General features: G+C 31.7%; 20 protein-coding genes. 2 read left to right on the top strand and 18 right to left on the bottom strand.

The window, feature by feature from the left end:
• Positions 1-34: 34 nt before the first annotated feature.
• The 15 genes from K4G57_RS07100 to K4G57_RS07030 form a co-directional block, all read right to left on the bottom strand.
• The gene (locus K4G57_RS07100; protein WP_221532537.1) at positions 35-616 is read right to left on the bottom strand and encodes a hypothetical protein; all 582 of its coding nucleotides are present in this window, start codon (positions 614-616) and stop codon (positions 35-37) included.
• A complete protein-coding gene (locus K4G57_RS07095; RefSeq protein WP_221532538.1) occupies positions 613-1,389 on the bottom strand; it encodes a transglycosylase SLT domain-containing protein in 777 nt (258 codons plus the stop codon). The genes K4G57_RS07100 and K4G57_RS07095 overlap by 4 nt, the downstream gene beginning before the upstream one ends.
• On the bottom strand, positions 1,389-1,862 hold the full coding sequence (locus K4G57_RS07090) for a hypothetical protein (RefSeq protein WP_221532539.1): 474 nt from the start codon (positions 1,860-1,862) through the stop codon (positions 1,389-1,391). The genes K4G57_RS07095 and K4G57_RS07090 overlap by 1 nt, the downstream gene beginning before the upstream one ends.
• 1 nt (position 1,863) lies before the next feature.
• Positions 1,864-2,718: a hypothetical protein gene (locus K4G57_RS07085; RefSeq protein ID WP_236033273.1), complete on the bottom strand. Its 855-nt coding sequence runs from the start codon at positions 2,716-2,718 to the stop codon at positions 1,864-1,866.
• On the bottom strand, positions 2,715-3,266 hold the full coding sequence (locus K4G57_RS07080) for a thermonuclease family protein (protein ID WP_221532540.1): 552 nt from the start codon (positions 3,264-3,266) through the stop codon (positions 2,715-2,717). Before K4G57_RS07080 ends, K4G57_RS07085 begins: the two co-directional genes overlap by 4 nt.
• Positions 3,267-3,365: 99 nt before the next feature.
• On the bottom strand, positions 3,366-5,621 hold the full coding sequence (locus K4G57_RS07075; RefSeq protein WP_221532541.1) for a DNA topoisomerase 3: 2,256 nt from the start codon (positions 5,619-5,621) through the stop codon (positions 3,366-3,368).
• On the bottom strand, positions 5,622-6,884 hold the full coding sequence (locus tag K4G57_RS09125; protein ID WP_236033274.1) for a PBECR2 nuclease fold domain-containing protein: 1,263 nt from the start codon (positions 6,882-6,884) through the stop codon (positions 5,622-5,624).
• Between the two features lie 8 nt (positions 6,885-6,892).
• Positions 6,893-7,831: a hypothetical protein gene (locus K4G57_RS07065; RefSeq protein ID WP_221532542.1), complete on the bottom strand. Its 939-nt coding sequence runs from the start codon at positions 7,829-7,831 to the stop codon at positions 6,893-6,895.
• On the bottom strand, positions 7,828-8,433 hold the full coding sequence (locus tag K4G57_RS07060; protein ID WP_221532543.1) for a hypothetical protein: 606 nt from the start codon (positions 8,431-8,433) through the stop codon (positions 7,828-7,830). The genes K4G57_RS07065 and K4G57_RS07060 overlap by 4 nt, the downstream gene beginning before the upstream one ends.
• A gap of 1 nt (position 8,434) precedes the next feature.
• Entirely contained in the window at positions 8,435-8,776 is a 342-nt protein-coding gene (locus K4G57_RS07055) for a hypothetical protein (RefSeq protein ID WP_221532544.1), read from the bottom strand.
• Positions 8,766-9,092 carry a hypothetical protein gene (locus K4G57_RS07050; protein ID WP_221532545.1) on the bottom strand — a complete coding sequence of 109 codons (327 nt, stop codon included), beginning with the start codon at positions 9,090-9,092 and terminating at the stop codon, positions 8,766-8,768. The genes K4G57_RS07055 and K4G57_RS07050 overlap by 11 nt, the downstream gene beginning before the upstream one ends.
• Before the next feature lie 16 nt (positions 9,093-9,108).
• Positions 9,109-9,393, bottom strand: coding sequence for a hypothetical protein (locus K4G57_RS07045; protein ID WP_221532546.1), 285 nt, complete (start codon positions 9,391-9,393; stop codon positions 9,109-9,111).
• Positions 9,393-9,947, bottom strand: coding sequence for a hypothetical protein (locus tag K4G57_RS07040; RefSeq protein WP_221532547.1), 555 nt, complete (start codon positions 9,945-9,947; stop codon positions 9,393-9,395). The genes K4G57_RS07045 and K4G57_RS07040 overlap by 1 nt, the downstream gene beginning before the upstream one ends.
• Before the next feature lie 10 nt (positions 9,948-9,957).
• On the bottom strand, positions 9,958-10,578 hold the full coding sequence (locus tag K4G57_RS07035) for a hypothetical protein (RefSeq protein ID WP_221532548.1): 621 nt from the start codon (positions 10,576-10,578) through the stop codon (positions 9,958-9,960).
• Between the two features lies 1 nt (position 10,579).
• Entirely contained in the window at positions 10,580-11,047 is a 468-nt protein-coding gene (locus K4G57_RS07030; protein WP_221532549.1) for a hypothetical protein, read from the bottom strand.
• Positions 11,048-11,218: 171 nt separating this feature from the next.
• Here K4G57_RS07030 and K4G57_RS07025 point away from each other — a divergent pair, with 171 nt between their 5' ends.
• Complete coding sequence (locus K4G57_RS07025) at positions 11,219-11,731, top strand: hypothetical protein (protein ID WP_221532550.1); 513 nt, start codon at positions 11,219-11,221, stop codon at positions 11,729-11,731.
• A complete protein-coding gene (locus K4G57_RS07020) occupies positions 11,732-14,140 on the top strand; it encodes a hypothetical protein (protein ID WP_221532551.1) in 2,409 nt (802 codons plus the stop codon).
• A 26-nt stretch (positions 14,141-14,166) separates the two neighbouring features.
• Here K4G57_RS07020 and K4G57_RS07015 read toward each other — a convergent pair whose 3' ends face one another.
• From K4G57_RS07015 to K4G57_RS07005, 3 genes are all read right to left on the bottom strand, one after another.
• Positions 14,167-14,421: a plasmid mobilization protein gene (locus K4G57_RS07015; protein ID WP_221532552.1), complete on the bottom strand. Its 255-nt coding sequence runs from the start codon at positions 14,419-14,421 to the stop codon at positions 14,167-14,169.
• Positions 14,418-15,083: an AAA family ATPase gene (locus tag K4G57_RS07010; protein ID WP_221532553.1), complete on the bottom strand. Its 666-nt coding sequence runs from the start codon at positions 15,081-15,083 to the stop codon at positions 14,418-14,420. The genes K4G57_RS07015 and K4G57_RS07010 overlap by 4 nt, the downstream gene beginning before the upstream one ends.
• A gap of 125 nt (positions 15,084-15,208) precedes the next feature.
• Positions 15,209-15,583: a hypothetical protein gene (locus tag K4G57_RS07005; protein WP_221561822.1), complete on the bottom strand. Its 375-nt coding sequence runs from the start codon at positions 15,581-15,583 to the stop codon at positions 15,209-15,211.
• Positions 15,584-15,629 lie beyond the last annotated feature (46 nt).

Genomic DNA, 15,629 nt, shown 5'->3' with positions numbered 1-15,629 from the left:
TCCTTGTCTGTTAAATGCAATATTCTAGCTACACTCATTTTTGCTTCCTTTTGTGTGCTTGGTTTAGAATGCTTGTTTGGGATTGTGTGTTTTCATAATAAGCTTTAACTTTAGGATTCTTAAATTCCATTCTTTGACTAAGATTCCTATCAGAGTAAAAGGATATAATTATTTCATTAGATGAGTGAAAGGTGGTAGATGTGTGCCCCTGCTCATCTATATCAGTTATCACTCTAAATCTTACCTCGTCATCATTTTCCCACTCATAAATTTTAGCTCCGTTTTTATCTATAAAAGCCTCATTAAAGTTTTTTAAATATACCCTTAGAGAGTTTCCAAGATTTAAAAGCTCTTCTAGTGTTATCTCGCCCTCACTTCCTTTTTCTAAATGTAGCTTTATATGTTCTGCGCCTTTACCTTTATTTCGTCTTTTAAGATGAAACCCTCTTACATACATTGCAATATATGTAATCACAGCATTTTCTACTGCTTCAATATCTTTTTGAATAGGAGTTGCCCTTTTTGCATTAAAGCTAACATTATAGATTCCTCTTGTTTCTTTTTGTAGGCTTCTCTCTATGTCTTGAAATTTTTGCAAAAAGTCTTTGAAGTTCATTTTGTTACCCTTGCAAAATCCCTTAAAAAGCTAGTATAAAATCTCTTATAATAATCATAGCTTTTATAATTTCTCTTTGTGCCTTTGTTGTAGCATTCTATGGAATCTTTTAGATTTTGTTTTGCTTTAATGCAGTCTTTTAAGATTAAGGTAGATTTAGAGATATTATAAGAGGGATTAAAGATATATGGAATCTCTCTAGCTTTAAAATTAGCAGAGTTTATTTGCATAAGCCCTACATCTACTCTAATGCCACTATTAATTAGAGATTCTAAAGCCTCTTGTAAATCCCTCTCTTTGCCCTTAAAGTTAATTAGATATTTATCCTTATATTTTCTAACTTCTTTTGTAAGATTCTTAAAATTATGATTTCTATCCTTGCTAGTAAAGCTAATGACTAAAGGATTAAAATTACTCTCAATCTTAGCTAGAGTATATAGAATCTTTTTATCAATCTCACTATTTCTTGCGATTCTTTTTAGTGCATTAGCTATGGTTAAGTTATCATAAGAGTAGCAGAAAATGGGGAATAGTAGGGATAAAAGGGATAAAACCTTTTTACAATAGAAGTAATTTTGATATAATCTTGATAGGGTGTTCGCCACAGGTAGCACCCTGTGGTGAAAATTTATGCCCCAAAAGGAGCTATAATGATTGCTACCAAAATCATTGTCGTAATTATACTGCTTTGTATAATTGCAGTCAAGGCTTATTAGCTTTGACTCTCCCTTTAGGGAGGCGCAATGGTTTTTATCTGTGGCTAAATCTCTCATTAAAACAGCATTCCAAATATTTTAAACTTCACACAAATTAACATAAGCAAAGAAAAGCTAATAAGCGAGAGTATAGGGCTTAGGAATCCTAAAAATGAAAGCAATATATTTTCTTTTTGTTTTGCTTTTGCTCCACCTTTTGCATTTAGAATCTCTCTTTTACTATCCTCTATCATCTCCTTTTGTAAGGCTAGGAAGTCCTCTTTTAAAAGGGATTTTAGAAACTCTGTGTAATTATCTCCACTCTTTTTATTAAATTCCTTTTCAACCCCACTTACAAATTCGCTTGTAGCGTTGTTTAGCTCACTTAAATTGGTATTTAAATCCTCTATATGTTCCTTATTAGAGTTTTTCAGCAATGCAATATGTGAGGCATTTACAAGCGTATCCTCTTTTAGCTCTGCAACCTCTTTTTGAAGTTTTAATGCTAAGTCTGTAATTTTGTCAAAGAAATCTTTGTTTGTGCTATCCATTTTACCCCCCACTCTTCACTATCGGATTTAGCTTGATGCGTTCAATCCTAAGTCCATAAGGATTAATATCACTAGATTTCTTTAAATCAAAGCTACCCTCACTTAGTATTTTAAAGATTCCTTGTTGTGCTACATAGGAATTTTGACTTAGAATATAGCTTTGGGCTATGACTTTTATGCTAAGTTCTATATTAAATTTATTGCCCTCATATTCGTATTTATCAATAGAATAATCCTTAATCGCAATGTATTCAGGCAGCTTATCTTGCGCTACTGCGCTAATTAGCCATTGCACATAAGCCCTTAAATCTCCAACAGCAACAGCATTAACCTCTATTCCCTCCTTTTCATTTGCCTTAGAATCTATGAAGTTTAAGAGGATATTTTTAAGATTAGGCACATTATCTAGCACCTCGCCATAGTCTTTGAAGTTTGGTTTCTCAAAGTTATTTGTTAATTGCGACCTTGAGACAATGAAATTATTAACAAATGTTGAAGTTGCAAACTGCTTTAGATACTCTGCCTTTAGAGGTTCTTTTGTAACCTTAATTGCTCGTCCATCGCTTGTGGTTAGCACGACTTTTGCATTATTTTCTCTTACGATTTCCTCTAGGGATTCCATTTTAGAGCTTATATTAGAGATTTCATAAGCACAAACTAAAAGGGCAAAGGCAATAAATCCTCCTACAAATTTCCAATTTTTTCCAAAGAATTGTTCGCATTTGAAGTTTAGGGATTCCACTTTTCTATGCTTTATTGTGGAATCTTTAGGCTTTTCTTTAGATTCTTGATTATGAGTAGAATCGCTATTTTCTAAAGAATCTGCACTTTTAGATTCTTGCTTGTTCTTATTCATTGTGTATCCTTTGCATTGGTATTTTTATTTTTTCTAAAGTCTTTTGGTAAGATTACATTCTTTTCTTGCCAAAGCCCTAGTTTGTTTGCCTTAGCATAATGTTCGCTACTTAAATATCTCAAAGAAAAATCCTTATAGGAATGTGCCAATCCAACTCTTACTAACTCTTTATTTATGTCTTTATTCCTTAAAAAGATGATTCCAACCAATCTTTGATATTTATCTTTATCTTTAAGCAGAATCCTTACTTCTTTATCTTGGACTAAATGTTCCAAATATTCCTTGCTTTCCCTGCCATAGCTTTGTTTAGATTCTGGGGCATCTATTCCAAATAGTCTTAATTTGTAAATTTTATTTTCTTGTTTGTTTAAAAATTCAATCGTATCGCCATCTATTACCCTTGATACTTTTGCGCTAATTTGCTTATCTCCAAAATCATTTTTATAAAAATGCACGATTGCAAATAAGATAAACACACAAAGCAAAATAGCATTCAATCTTTTAGCTTTAAAATTTCTCATAAGCGTAAATGCCCTATTAAATCTCATTTGCGATTCCTTTTATACGCATACACTTTTGCCTTGCAAAAGTTTCTATTTCTAAACGCATCTCTTTTTATGCATTTTTCTTTGCTTTTTCCTATAAGTTCAACCATCATTTCCCTCTAAATTAGGCTTACCCTCTTTCTCAAAGCAGGAGAATTTACAACCATTCTTAAACTCGCTACAACCATACCAAGTATAAGGCTTGTTTGTTTTCTTAGAAATTCCCTCTTTTTTAATTAGGAATCCTTTTTTGCATTGTGGGCATTGATACTCGCTTGTTTGGGATTCTTGTTTTGGTTCTAAATCGGGTTTGCCATTAATGCTTTTAGCTTTAAAATCGCAGCCATTTTGGTAATTAGAACAGCTAAAAAACTTGCCATATTTGCCGCTTATCTCTCTTAGGATTCCATTTTCACACTTAGGGCATTTGATTTGCTCTTTTACTTCTGCTTGATTGAAACTCATATTACTCTCCTTGTTTGTATTGATTAAATCAGCAATAAAGGTATGGATTCCTTTTATAAATTCCTCTTTGCTTAAAAGCCCTTTTTGAATTTCTTTTTGTTGCTCATACCAAAGGGCTGTCATATCTACTCCACTTAGCATTTGGGGTAGGGACTCTATGAGTTTGAATCCTTTTTGTAAGACTTTAATGTTTTGCTTCTTATCCTTGCTTACAGAAATATATTCTCTCTCAATTAGTGTTTTAATATGATTGCTTCTTGTAGCTGGTGTGCCTATGCCTCCACTCTCGCCTTTTTTGTCTTTATCTTTTTCTAAAAGTAGTTTTTTAATTCTCTCATCTTTTACATACTTGCTAACTTGATTTAAATCTTTTAAGAGAGTAGTCATTGTATAAAGTGGTCTTGGCTTGGTCTTTTCTTTGCTTAAAATTATGGCTTTACAAATTGCCTTATCCTCTTTAGAATCTAAAAGGGTGTTGAAGTCTAGGGATTCTTCGTTGGATTGGTTGTTGTTGTCATATTGAACTTTATTATTGTCATACTTGGGCAAAGCCGAAGTATCTCTATGGGATTCTGCATTTTCAAACGTCCCTTTGAATCCTAAATCTAAATCTTGCCTCTTTGTCGTTTCAAATACATAATCTTTTACTTTAAACCTAAGTTTGAAACTCTCATAAAGACAAGGGGGATAGAATTGCATTAAGAATCTTTGTGCAATTAATGTGTAAATCTTCCTTTCATTCTCGCTTAAGTCCTCTAAATTTAGCTTAGTTTGCAAAGGAATAATTCCATAATGGGCTGAGAGTTTAGAATCATCAAAGGCTTTTCCTTTAATGCTAGTATTTGCATTTAGCTGTCCTATGTCCTCTTTGAAATTTGTCTTTAAACACTCTATAATCTGTGGGGATTCTGCATAGAGATTTTCAGGTAAATATTGGCAATCGCTTCGGTTATAAGAGATAGCCTTGTGCTTCTCTCTTAGTGTTTGTGTAATATCTAGCACACTATCTGGTGAGTAGCCAAAAAGCTTAGAGCATTCTGCTTGAAGTTCTAAGAGATTAAAAGGGAGTGGGGGATATTCTTTTTTATTTTCTTTTGATATAGTTAGTTTTGCTGCATTATTCTCACAAAGATTTTTAATGTTTGTAGCTTCTAATTCCTCTGTGATTTTCTCCTCTTGTTTTAGAGGTGCTTTAATCATAGAATCTTTTATGCAAAACTCTCCATTAATAGAAAAATACTCTAAACTCTTATGGTTTTTATTCTCTAATTCACGATTCACGATTAAGGCTAAAATAGGAGTTTGCACTCTACCCACACTTACAACACCTTGCCCACCATTTCTTTTGTTTAGAAGTGTGTAGAATCTTGTAGCATTAAGTCCTACAATAAAATCTGCCTCACTCCTTGCAAAGCCACTTTGGCTTAAGCCTTTAAAGTTAGAATTAGGTTGCATTTGGGTTAGGGCTTTTTGTATTGCCTTAGGGGTAATATCATTTATTAGACATCGCAAAATTGGCTTGTTTGTCTTAGAATATTCTAATATTTCATCAATTAGAATCTGTCCCTCTTCATCAGCATCACCACAATGGATAATCTCTTTTACTTCGCTTTTATTGATTAGATTTGTGATTGTTTTTAGCTGCTCTTTTGCATTTGGGATTGGGATTCTCTTAAATGGATATGGCAAGGCAAGAGGCAAAGAGTTAAGATTCCATTTCTCATAAGCTTGATTGTAGCTTTCAGGTTCTGCGAGTTTTAAAATATGTCCAAAAGCCCAAGTAATTATGGAATCGCCCTTTATAATATGCCCTTGTTTGCTCTCTTGTGTTCCTTGCATTGCTTCTGCAATGGCTCTGCCTAATTCTGGTTTTTCTGCGATGAATAAACGCATTTAGTGTCCTTTGTGTTTAAATGTATTAATCTTAGATTCTTGGTTGGAATCTTTAGAGGCTTTTAGTTGCTTTGAATCTTTCGTGCTTTCTTGGATTATCTCTTTTGGGCTTTTAGCTTCTGCTATTGCTTTTTGATTTGCAGCTAATAACTCTAATTTTTGTTTGGTTGATAAGTCTTTGAAGTTAGAATCCTCTTGTAGTGGGATTTTGTAAGTTTTTAAAGAATCTTGTGTTTGTGGTATAATGTCGTTAGTAGGCGAACATACTTTCGTATCAGTCGCCCAAACCCGCTCTTTGTCAGTGGGGTGTGGGGAGTGGGCGTCCCCACCGCCTACCAAATTTACCAAATTATCTTTCTCGTCTAAGTGTTTTTTAAAACGATTTAGTTCGCTAATTTTCTTTTTATTGGCGTGAAAAATTTCATTTATACCACCATCGTCCTTGACAACAACATCTCCCATTTTTTCATCATTGATTGCTTTAATGGCCTTATAAACATTATAAGATTCATTTCTTTGAGCATCAATTACAATTTCTGGGTTAGCAATGACTTGTTCTATAAGGTTTTTAACATCTTCTTCATCTTTAAACATTTCTTTGTGTCGTTTATAAATTCTATTTAAATCCGCAATGGCTTCACTATCCCCATTTAATGCTTGTGTCAATGCTACACCTAATTGAAATATTTCTAGTTTTTCTTCATTGCTCATCTGCGATTCCTTTATTATATGGGATTGTTGGGTTAAAGTGGAATCCTCTTGTAAGGTGATTTTGTAAGTTTTTAAATGGGCTTTAGATTGTGATATAATTTCGCTAGGATTTTTGCCAAAGTCTTGGTTAGCAGTGTATTTAATCTGCAAGTGGGAGGGCTTAGAGACTTCACCGCCCGATTCTAATATATCACACGCGCTGGCAACTTCACTGCCCTGAAATCCTTTATTATAAATAATCTTAGAATTTTGGATTTTATTTTTAATATTATTAAATTCTCTCTTTGTATGACTAGAACAAATCCATTCTCCATCATAGTTTTTTGCAACACTCATAAAATAGCGATTCTTATCAATGTCAATAAATTCTTTGATAAATAAAATGCCTTTATTATCATCTAATACAAAGTTTGGCTCTTCTAAAGTAGGCTTGATTTTATCAATAATATCTATTCTATCTTTTTTAATAATCTTTAAAAGGCTTCCGATTTTTAAATGAATATCACTTTTTAGATACTCTTTTACTTCATCTTTGGCTTCTCTCTCACTCATCTTTATTCCTATTTGTAAATAGTTCCATTATCTACTCTATATTTCTTGCCATTAATGAATATAGAGCCATAGGATGCATCCTCTATGATTCTATAACTTACATCGTTTATTTGGATATAGGAGTATTTGTGTTTTGGTAGAGAATTGTTTGCTTTGATATAGGCATTAATTACTTCTAAATCCTCTAGCTTTTTATCCTCTACATAAGAATAAACAAGATTTAGCTTATCTAATTCTTTGTTTCTCTCATAGAAATGTGCTAGGATATTTAAAATGTGATTTTTTTCATTGAGTTTATAGAGTATGGTTAGATTTGCGATTTTAAAATCACTATTTGGACGCAATAAGATTGCATTGTTTTCAAACTTTAGCACTGCTAGAGGTGTGCTTGAATCAATATGAGAAATCATGCTTCCACTAGGCAGAAGTAGGCTAAAGGTAAAATAAGGGTGTAAGGATATGGAATCCATACTTGATAAGGGTCTAATGATAGGCTTATAATTAATCTCTTTTTGAGAAAATCTATCAAAAGCCTCTTTGACTTGTGCTTCTTTTTCTTGCACTGCTTTAATCTCTTGAGGATTAAGATTAAGCAAAAACTCATTTGCCTTTAAATCCTCTAGGCTTTGATTATTGTTTTGTTGTAATTCTTGATGACTTTTTGCTGTGAAGTTTTTAGGTTCTAGGGGGTTGGCAAAAAGTGTGTTAGTAAATAAAAAGCTTAAGATAAGGAATGAATTGAGATATAATTTTATGGGGTGTTTGCCACAGACTGACCCCTGTGGCATAAATCTTGCCCCTGAAATGAGGTGATTTTTATGACCATTAAAAAAATCATCGTTATAATTATACTTATTTGTATAATTATAGTCAAGGCTTATTAGCTTTGATTCTCCCTTTAGGGAGGCGCAATGGTTTTTATCTGTGGCTATATTTCTCTCTTTCATTTCTCCACCTCCACTTTATAGGCTATGCTTTCTTTTTGTTCTTGATTTTCTTTTAAATTTGTCTTTGAATCTTTTGGGATTCCGCTTTGTTTTAATAGTTCTTTAGGAATTAAGAAGTTTGAGACTATTCTGCCCTTATCCATTAGGTAAAAGGGCATTAGTTTAGAATCCAAATAAAGCAGGATTAAAACGCTAAATAATAAAAAATACTTAAACACATAAGCAATCAAAAAGACATCAGAGATTAAATAGCTAAGAAGTAAGCTAAAAGCGATGAGTAAAGCCACTCCAATCTTTCTTGCAAGATTCTCTAGTGTGTTAATCATTAATGCTAAGAAAAGTGCTAGGATATAAGCACTTAATGTGTGTTTGTTAAAAGCAAAGTCATATCTACTAAAGCTAAAATAAAAGGCAAAAAGCACAGGAATATACTTTAAGCCCAAAAAGACATAGAAATTCATTTCTTTAAAAGCATATTTGGTGTTTGCCTCTGTGTTTATGTAGCTTTGCCTTATGAAGTCTAGCTCACAAGGATAAGCCTTATTAAATCCCCAAAAGAAATAGGGAAACTTGCTTGTTTTAATTGGTGTTTTAATTGTCATTTTATTCCTTTAGGGATTCTTGATTGATTGCATTTGACTTTAGCGCATTTGCCCCTTTTAGCAAGAATAGAATCTCTTTTATATGCCTTAGGGATTCTTTGCTTAGGGCTATTTGTTTGCTTAGAATCTCATTTTGTTCTTTAAGCGCATCTAATCTCTCTTGATAGCTTTGCTTTAATGCTTCTAGCTTTAAATCCACTGCATCAAAGCTAGATTCTATTTTGCTTCTTGCTGCATTTTCTGCGCTAGTTATTTGTGGGTTACAAGGAATATAGTAGCATTTAGCTAAAGCTAGATTTGAGATAAAACAAAGAGAGATAAAGGCAAGAATCTTATAGCGCATTGACATTTGCCTTTAAATTTAATAATTCTTGGTATTGTTTTAGCAAGAAATTTAGCTCCTCTTTATCTAGGCTTAATTCTTTGTTTAATGCTTCTAGCTTCTTTAGATTCTCTTCTTTAATTTGTGTTTGTTTTAAAATCTCATCAATTAGGGCTTTAATCTCTCCCTCCCAAATGCTTTTGATTTTGCTATTTCTAGTCTTTACAAGGGAATTTAGAGAGTTATATGCTCTATTTATGCCAGATTGATTAAGAGAACTCCACACTCCAGCAAGAGATAAACTACAAGAGATTAAAAGCATAAAAAGTATTTTCATAAGCCACCTAAGCTACCTATTCTAAGAGATTTCTTTGCTTTAGCAAGAATAGTAATTCTTGATTGTGCAAAGATTCCTTTTGTAAAAGGGCTAGATTCTGCTTTTGAAATGTGTTTTGTTCTTTTAGAGTTTTTATATTTTCTTGAATGCTTTTATTTAGAATCTCTAAAGAATTGCTTTGTTCTTTTAGTTTCCTTGAGATATGAGAGCTAAAGTCATTAAAAGAGCTGCTAATAATTCCACTACAAACACAAGCAAGGCTAAGAGTGCTAAGGAATAATAAAAGAATTAAGGCTTTCATTATCCAACTAACCCTTTAATCAACTCCTTTAAAGCTTCTAGCTCTGCATTATCTTTTGGTTCTTTAATCTCATAGCCCTCTTTGCTTAGCGCATCATTTAAATGTAATTTATACTCCTCTTTTAAAAGTGCGCTAAGGGCATCTAAGACTTCTTTAGAAAGAAGTGTGGAATCTTTAAAAGATTCTTTGATAAATGCGGCATTTTCATTTAGGGATTCTGTGCTACTTAAGAAATTTGTAATGCAATCTTTATTGATTTTATTCCTACTTATTGCCTCTTTATAAGTTTCATAAAGGCTTATCTCTTCCTCTTTTTTATTTGGCTTTTCTTTATAAAGCTCATCTAAGATAGCATTAATTAGAGGCATTTTTACTCTTTTTGCATCTGTTTCGCCTTGCTTGTTTTTTATCTCGCACACAGAGGCGATTTCCTCTTTTAGAGATTCCTCTCTATTCTTTTTTAATACTTCTAGTTTTGCTCTCTCTTTATAGAGATTATTTAGCTTTTTATAGAGTTCTTTTAATTCTTGTTTCTCGTTTGTGTTTAGTTCCATTTACCCTCCTTTAATCATTTAGTTTGAATCTTGATTTTTCTAAGGCTTCTTTTATGCCCTCTTGCATTAGGGATTCCTCTTTAAGCGACTTAAACTTAAACTTACCAAATCTAAAGTTATCGCTAAATCTCTTGCTTCTTTGCTCTAAAATAGAAATATGCCTACTAAAGACTTCCATACAAGAAGTAAGGAATGAGAGCTGATTTTTGTTGTTTTTTAATGCTGCATCTATGTTTTTATAAACATTCTCTATTTGTGTGCTTGAAAGCTCTTTTTGTGCTAAATCCTCCCTTAAGTCTTTTATCTCTTGCTTAGCGGAGCAAATAGCATAAGAGTTAGCTAAAATATCCTCTTTTGCTTCTTTTAGATTTGTTTGAATGCTTAGGATAATCTCACATAATCTCTTAATGCTTAAAGTGGAATCCTCGTTTTGTAAATGCTTAATGGATTCTTTTATGGCTACAATCTCCTCTTTGGTATTTAGTTTTTCTTTCCTTAGGGCATTGATTTGCTCTTTTAAGAGATTAAGAATGTGCATAAACTTTTCATTAATTTCTCTTTGGATAGAGATTCTCTCTTCTTCCTCTAAGATAGAAAGTTCGTAGCCATTTTTATTTGAATCTTTTTGCATTTTAATTAACGGCTCCCCTATAAAAGTCATTAATCACACCAAAGATATAGTTTGAATCTCCAAAAAGAATCCTTGAGATAATCATAGAGACAATGACAAAAACAAAGAATCCCACGATTCCACTAATGAGAGTTACGACATAGATTTTTGTAGTGTTTTGCTCTTGCTCACTCTTTTTCTTTTGTTGTGAATATCCCATAATCGCGCCACTAGCGACACAAACAATAGGCAATGCAAGTCCAAATAGCCATACAATAATTGTCCCTAATGCTTTCTTTCCAGCCTTATCGCCACTGCTTAAAATATCATTGACTGCACCAAACTCATCTGCGCTTAAATGCGTGCTAAAGAGCATACACACAGCACAAAGCAGTAAAAGACTAAATAGGGAATTATAATTTTTAGCCTTTGTTCCTAAATCTGTTGGTTTTACTCCAAAACCAACTCTCAAATTCAAAATTCTTGACATCACTTTTCCTTTTTAAAATAGAATGCAAAAATTGTAAGAAAAAAGAAAAGATGAAAAATAAAAGGGAGCTTAAAGTGTGTAAATTTACATAGATTAAGTTTATTTTTATGTTTAACAACATTGGTCGTTGTATGATTCAAAAAATTTTAATAAAGACATTGGATACGGCAAATGAATAAAACAAACATATTCTCAACGACAAAAAACATCTGTAATAACATAAATAAAAAACTGCAAGAAAACAAAACAAAAGTAGGAAACGATGATATTCTTGTAGAAAATAATTTTTTACTCTTTCTGCAAGAATGGATAAAAGATTTACTCAAAAGCAAAAACAACAAAAAGCAAGAATTGCTTGATGCGTTAAAGACAAATAATGCCCTTAGTAAAGAAAAGCTATTTACAGAGCTTACAAATTCGCTAGAAGAAAATCAAAGTTTAAGTAAAGAAACAAAAGAGCAAATAAGCAAGAATCTCTCAAACAAACACATTCAAAATTTCACATTTAGTCTAATCAATCACAAGCTAAAACAAAACGAAAACGCAAATACTAAACTAGAAATAAACACAAAAGATGTAATAGAAGCAGGAATAGATATAGCAAAGAATCCAACACCACAAGGAATTGCAATAGCAGTCGGTAAAAAAGCAGCAAAGAAACTAATGCACAAAGTAGCCCAATAAATGAAAAAGATTCTAACATTAATCCTTTTATCTCTCAATCTACTTCTAGCAAATACACAACAAAGCACACAAGGTTCATATTCTGCTACTACTCAAGCCGAACTTGCTAAGATATTTCCTAGAGATGATGCTATCGTAGAGAATGAGGCTTGTTCGTGGAAATGTAGAGACACAAATGCAGGATATTATACGCAAATTAGTGGTTTTGACTTCAAAAATGGAATCACATATTGTAGAGTATATGAGCAGACAAATCTTGATGAAGCATTAATCTATAATGCAAATAAGCAGAATATGCAATGCACAAAAGACATATATAAAAGCTTAGATTATTCTAAAATAAACAATATTATATCCTTAGCAAACTCTAAGCAAAAATTAAGCTCACAAATCAAATATGAGCCAAAAGAAAATGAGATTACTCTAAGCCAATTTCTAAGCTCTCTTGTAACATTAAATCCAAATATCATTGATAGAGAAAAAACAAATCAACTAGGGCAATTAACCCTAAAAGACAATATGAAATTAACAACTACAAAAACAATTTTAGAAGAAGCGGAATTAAAGCTTTCAGGTTTAATTGGCAATGGAACAGAATCGCAAACAAATTTCATAAGAAGACTCGCTGGAAAAACTTGGCAAAGCATTACCGATTTAAGCCTTGATGGCTTTTATGACAATGATAATAATTTGTTTGAAGATAAATATCAAGAAACTTCCGCAGTCGATGGCTTTAATAAAAACAATATGGCTTATTTTTCTGATTTATTTATGAATATGGAAAAAGTTTATCAACATTTACAGATTCTACTTTTTGTAGTGGTTGGAGGATTTTATATCTCAAGCATTGGAGCAAACAAACTTCAAATTTATTTAGAAAATAGGGGCGAGAGTGCTAGTAATCAACCCTATTTGCACAAATTTTACATTCCTCTTATAATGGTAGGAACTTTCTTTATGCCTATTCCTGAAGCAAATGGAACAGCACATTCTACAATGGTGCAAAACACTATTAGATACTTTACCACAGAATCAACCAAAATAGCCGATATGGCAAGCGCAATAGGTGGTAAAACTTATATGGATAAGATTTATAAGAGTATAGGCGGAATTAATGAAAGTGGAATTAGAGCATTAGCACAAGATATTAGTGTCGCAAACTATAAAGCCACTCAAGCAGAAATCATTTATAAAAATACTTGCTCAAGACGATATGAAAAGCCAAAATCCACAAGCGAAACAATAGGATATTTAAAGCTAACCGATAAACAAAAAGAGGAGCTTTTAGAAGCAAGTAAGCAAGATAGACAAAATATTGCTGGAAGTGAGTATGACATTACGCTAGAGGCTTGTATCTATTTAGAGCAAGAGATAAATGGTGCAAAAAAATTAATCAAACAAAAAGAGCAATTTTTAATAGATATTCAAAAATATTTTCAAAACAACAAATTGCAAAATACAATAAATTCTATGGACGCCTATTTTGCCATTAGAGAAAATCAGCTAGGCTGGATAAACTCTCTAATTACTCCAAGCTCGGCGATTCTAGCAGAAATGATAACTTTTGCGGATGCAAGTATTAGTAAAACAGATATGGAAACAGCAACAAAGAAAAATATAGAAAACAATAAAAGAGCGATAGAAAATAAGGATTTAGAAATAACAGATAATGAAATCCCAAACGGTATAACAGGATTTATTGCTGGTAGAGCTGTGTGGCTTCTAATGCCCGGTGCATCAACATTAAAAGATTTAATATACAATTCTTTAGAAAGCATACAAGAGGGACTATCAACTATTAATAAAACATCACATATAGCTTTTCTATCATCTTCTATCATCAACAAAATATTAGACATTGCAAAAGCTCCATTGTCATATTATTTCACTTCTGTTTTAATTGAAAACGCAACGCAAAAAATCCCTCTACTTGTCTGCGCTACCGCTTCCATTGTAGCTTTCGTATCGTATCTTGTGAGCCTTTGTAAATATTTTTATATCTCGCCTTTTGTTGTTTGTTTTTCAATGGCGACAAAGCGAATGAATAAAATTGTGGATTTCTTAGTGAGTGGAATCTCAATTTTCTTTAAACCAATTCTAATAGTGCTTTTTATCTATTTGGCGTTATTTGTGCATACTCTAATTAGTGAAATCTTTGTATTTATCAGTATAGAGCAATTTACAGCAATTGATACAAATTTTTATAACTTTTTGATTAACTTTACTGCTAATGCTATTGTAGGAATGCTTAAAATCTTTGGCATACTTGCCTCATCTTATATTATGTGGAAACTAATAGTGTCGGGTCCCAGCTGGGCATTAAACCTAGTTGGAATTGATGGAAAGCAAGACGATATGATTTCTCAAGGAATAGAGGCAAATCTAGCTAGGAGAGCTTTTGTAGTTTAAAATGAACAGACATCCCAATCATAGCTTTAGCTTTCAGAATAGAACGCTTTAAATATCAAATATTGACTTATTGTCATTCTGTATTTGTGTGCCAATTCTTTAAGCTTTATTTTATCATCTTGTGTTACATAAACGCTAATTAGACAATCTTTTTTATTGCTAATTCCGCTACCTTTAGGGCGTCCGACCTTTTTATATTCCTTATTTTCAGAAGTCTCTCCTGTCGCATCTTCTATAAAAGCTTTTGCTTGATTTGTCTTGACTTTATCAAATGGATTCATAGTATTCCTTTATTTTTTATTATGTCATCTAGCTCAACAAAGAATTTCAAAAAATCATCTTTTGCTTTGGAATTTTCTATCTCAACTATTCCTTTTCCCTCAAAAATAGCGTTTTTAAACGCCTCTCTTTCAAAAAGTATATTCTTTGAAACAACAAAATCTTCAATGTCTTTATTGTTTAAATATTCTTTTAAATCATTGATTTTTTTCTCTAAAAAAGGATTGGGAGAGGCTTTAGATATTATGATTAGCGGAATCAAATTTTCGTTAATAATTTTAGCCTCCGCAATAATGCCGACCATTTTCTCAAATACAGATATATCAAGCCCACTTGGAATTATAGGAACAATAACTATATCACTAACTATTAGAGCTTGTCTCATCTCTTTAGAATCCCTACCCCCTGTGTCAATGATTATAATTTTATATTTTTCTTGTAAATTTTTAATTTCTTTTGCTAGAGTTTCTCCTAATTTTGAAACAGAATTAAATGGTAAATCTAAATTTTCATCTCTAAAATTTAAAAAATGCTCTATACTTCTTTGAGGGTCTGCATCTACAAGAATTATATCATTGCCATCACAATGAAATTTAGTGGCTAAATTGATGGCTAAAGTGCTTTTGCCACTTCCACCTTTTTCATTCACAATAGAAATTATCATAATTTATCCTTATAAAATAATATTTTATTATATTATAAATATTATTAAAAATTATTTTATTTATATAAATTTTGTTTTAATTATTTTAAAATAATTTTTTAATATTTAAATAATTTTAAATAACATTATTTAATTTTTTTAAAAAATGTAAAAACTATTAAAAAACTACTAAATAAATTTCTATAATTAGTATTAGATTTACAATATTCTGCAAACAAATAAACTAAAAATAATGGACACAAAATAGGTATTAAAAAAACAACAATAGCTCCAATAGTAATTAAAATTTGCTCAAATAAAGATTGTTTTTCATTTTTAATATTTTCCTTAAAATCATATTTATTTTCTAAATATTTCTTTGCCTGTAGGTTTCTTTCTTCTTTAGTATGATATTCTTTAGAGTTTATTTGCTCTTGCACATTTCCCCCAAAAGCCCAAGTGGAAAAAGACAATAAAATCAATATAAAAATCTTTCCAAAATTAAAATATTCTGTTCTCAATAAAATCTCCTACAACGCTTTTAAACAAATTATAACAAAAGGTAAC

Origin of the sequence: Helicobacter turcicus (assembly GCF_019711685.1) — a bacterium.
Lineage (GTDB): Bacteria > Campylobacterota > Campylobacteria > Campylobacterales > Helicobacteraceae > Helicobacter_D > Helicobacter_D turcicus.
The sequence above is the reverse complement of the archived record's forward strand: the minus strand, read 5'-3'. Positions and strand labels throughout refer to the sequence as shown.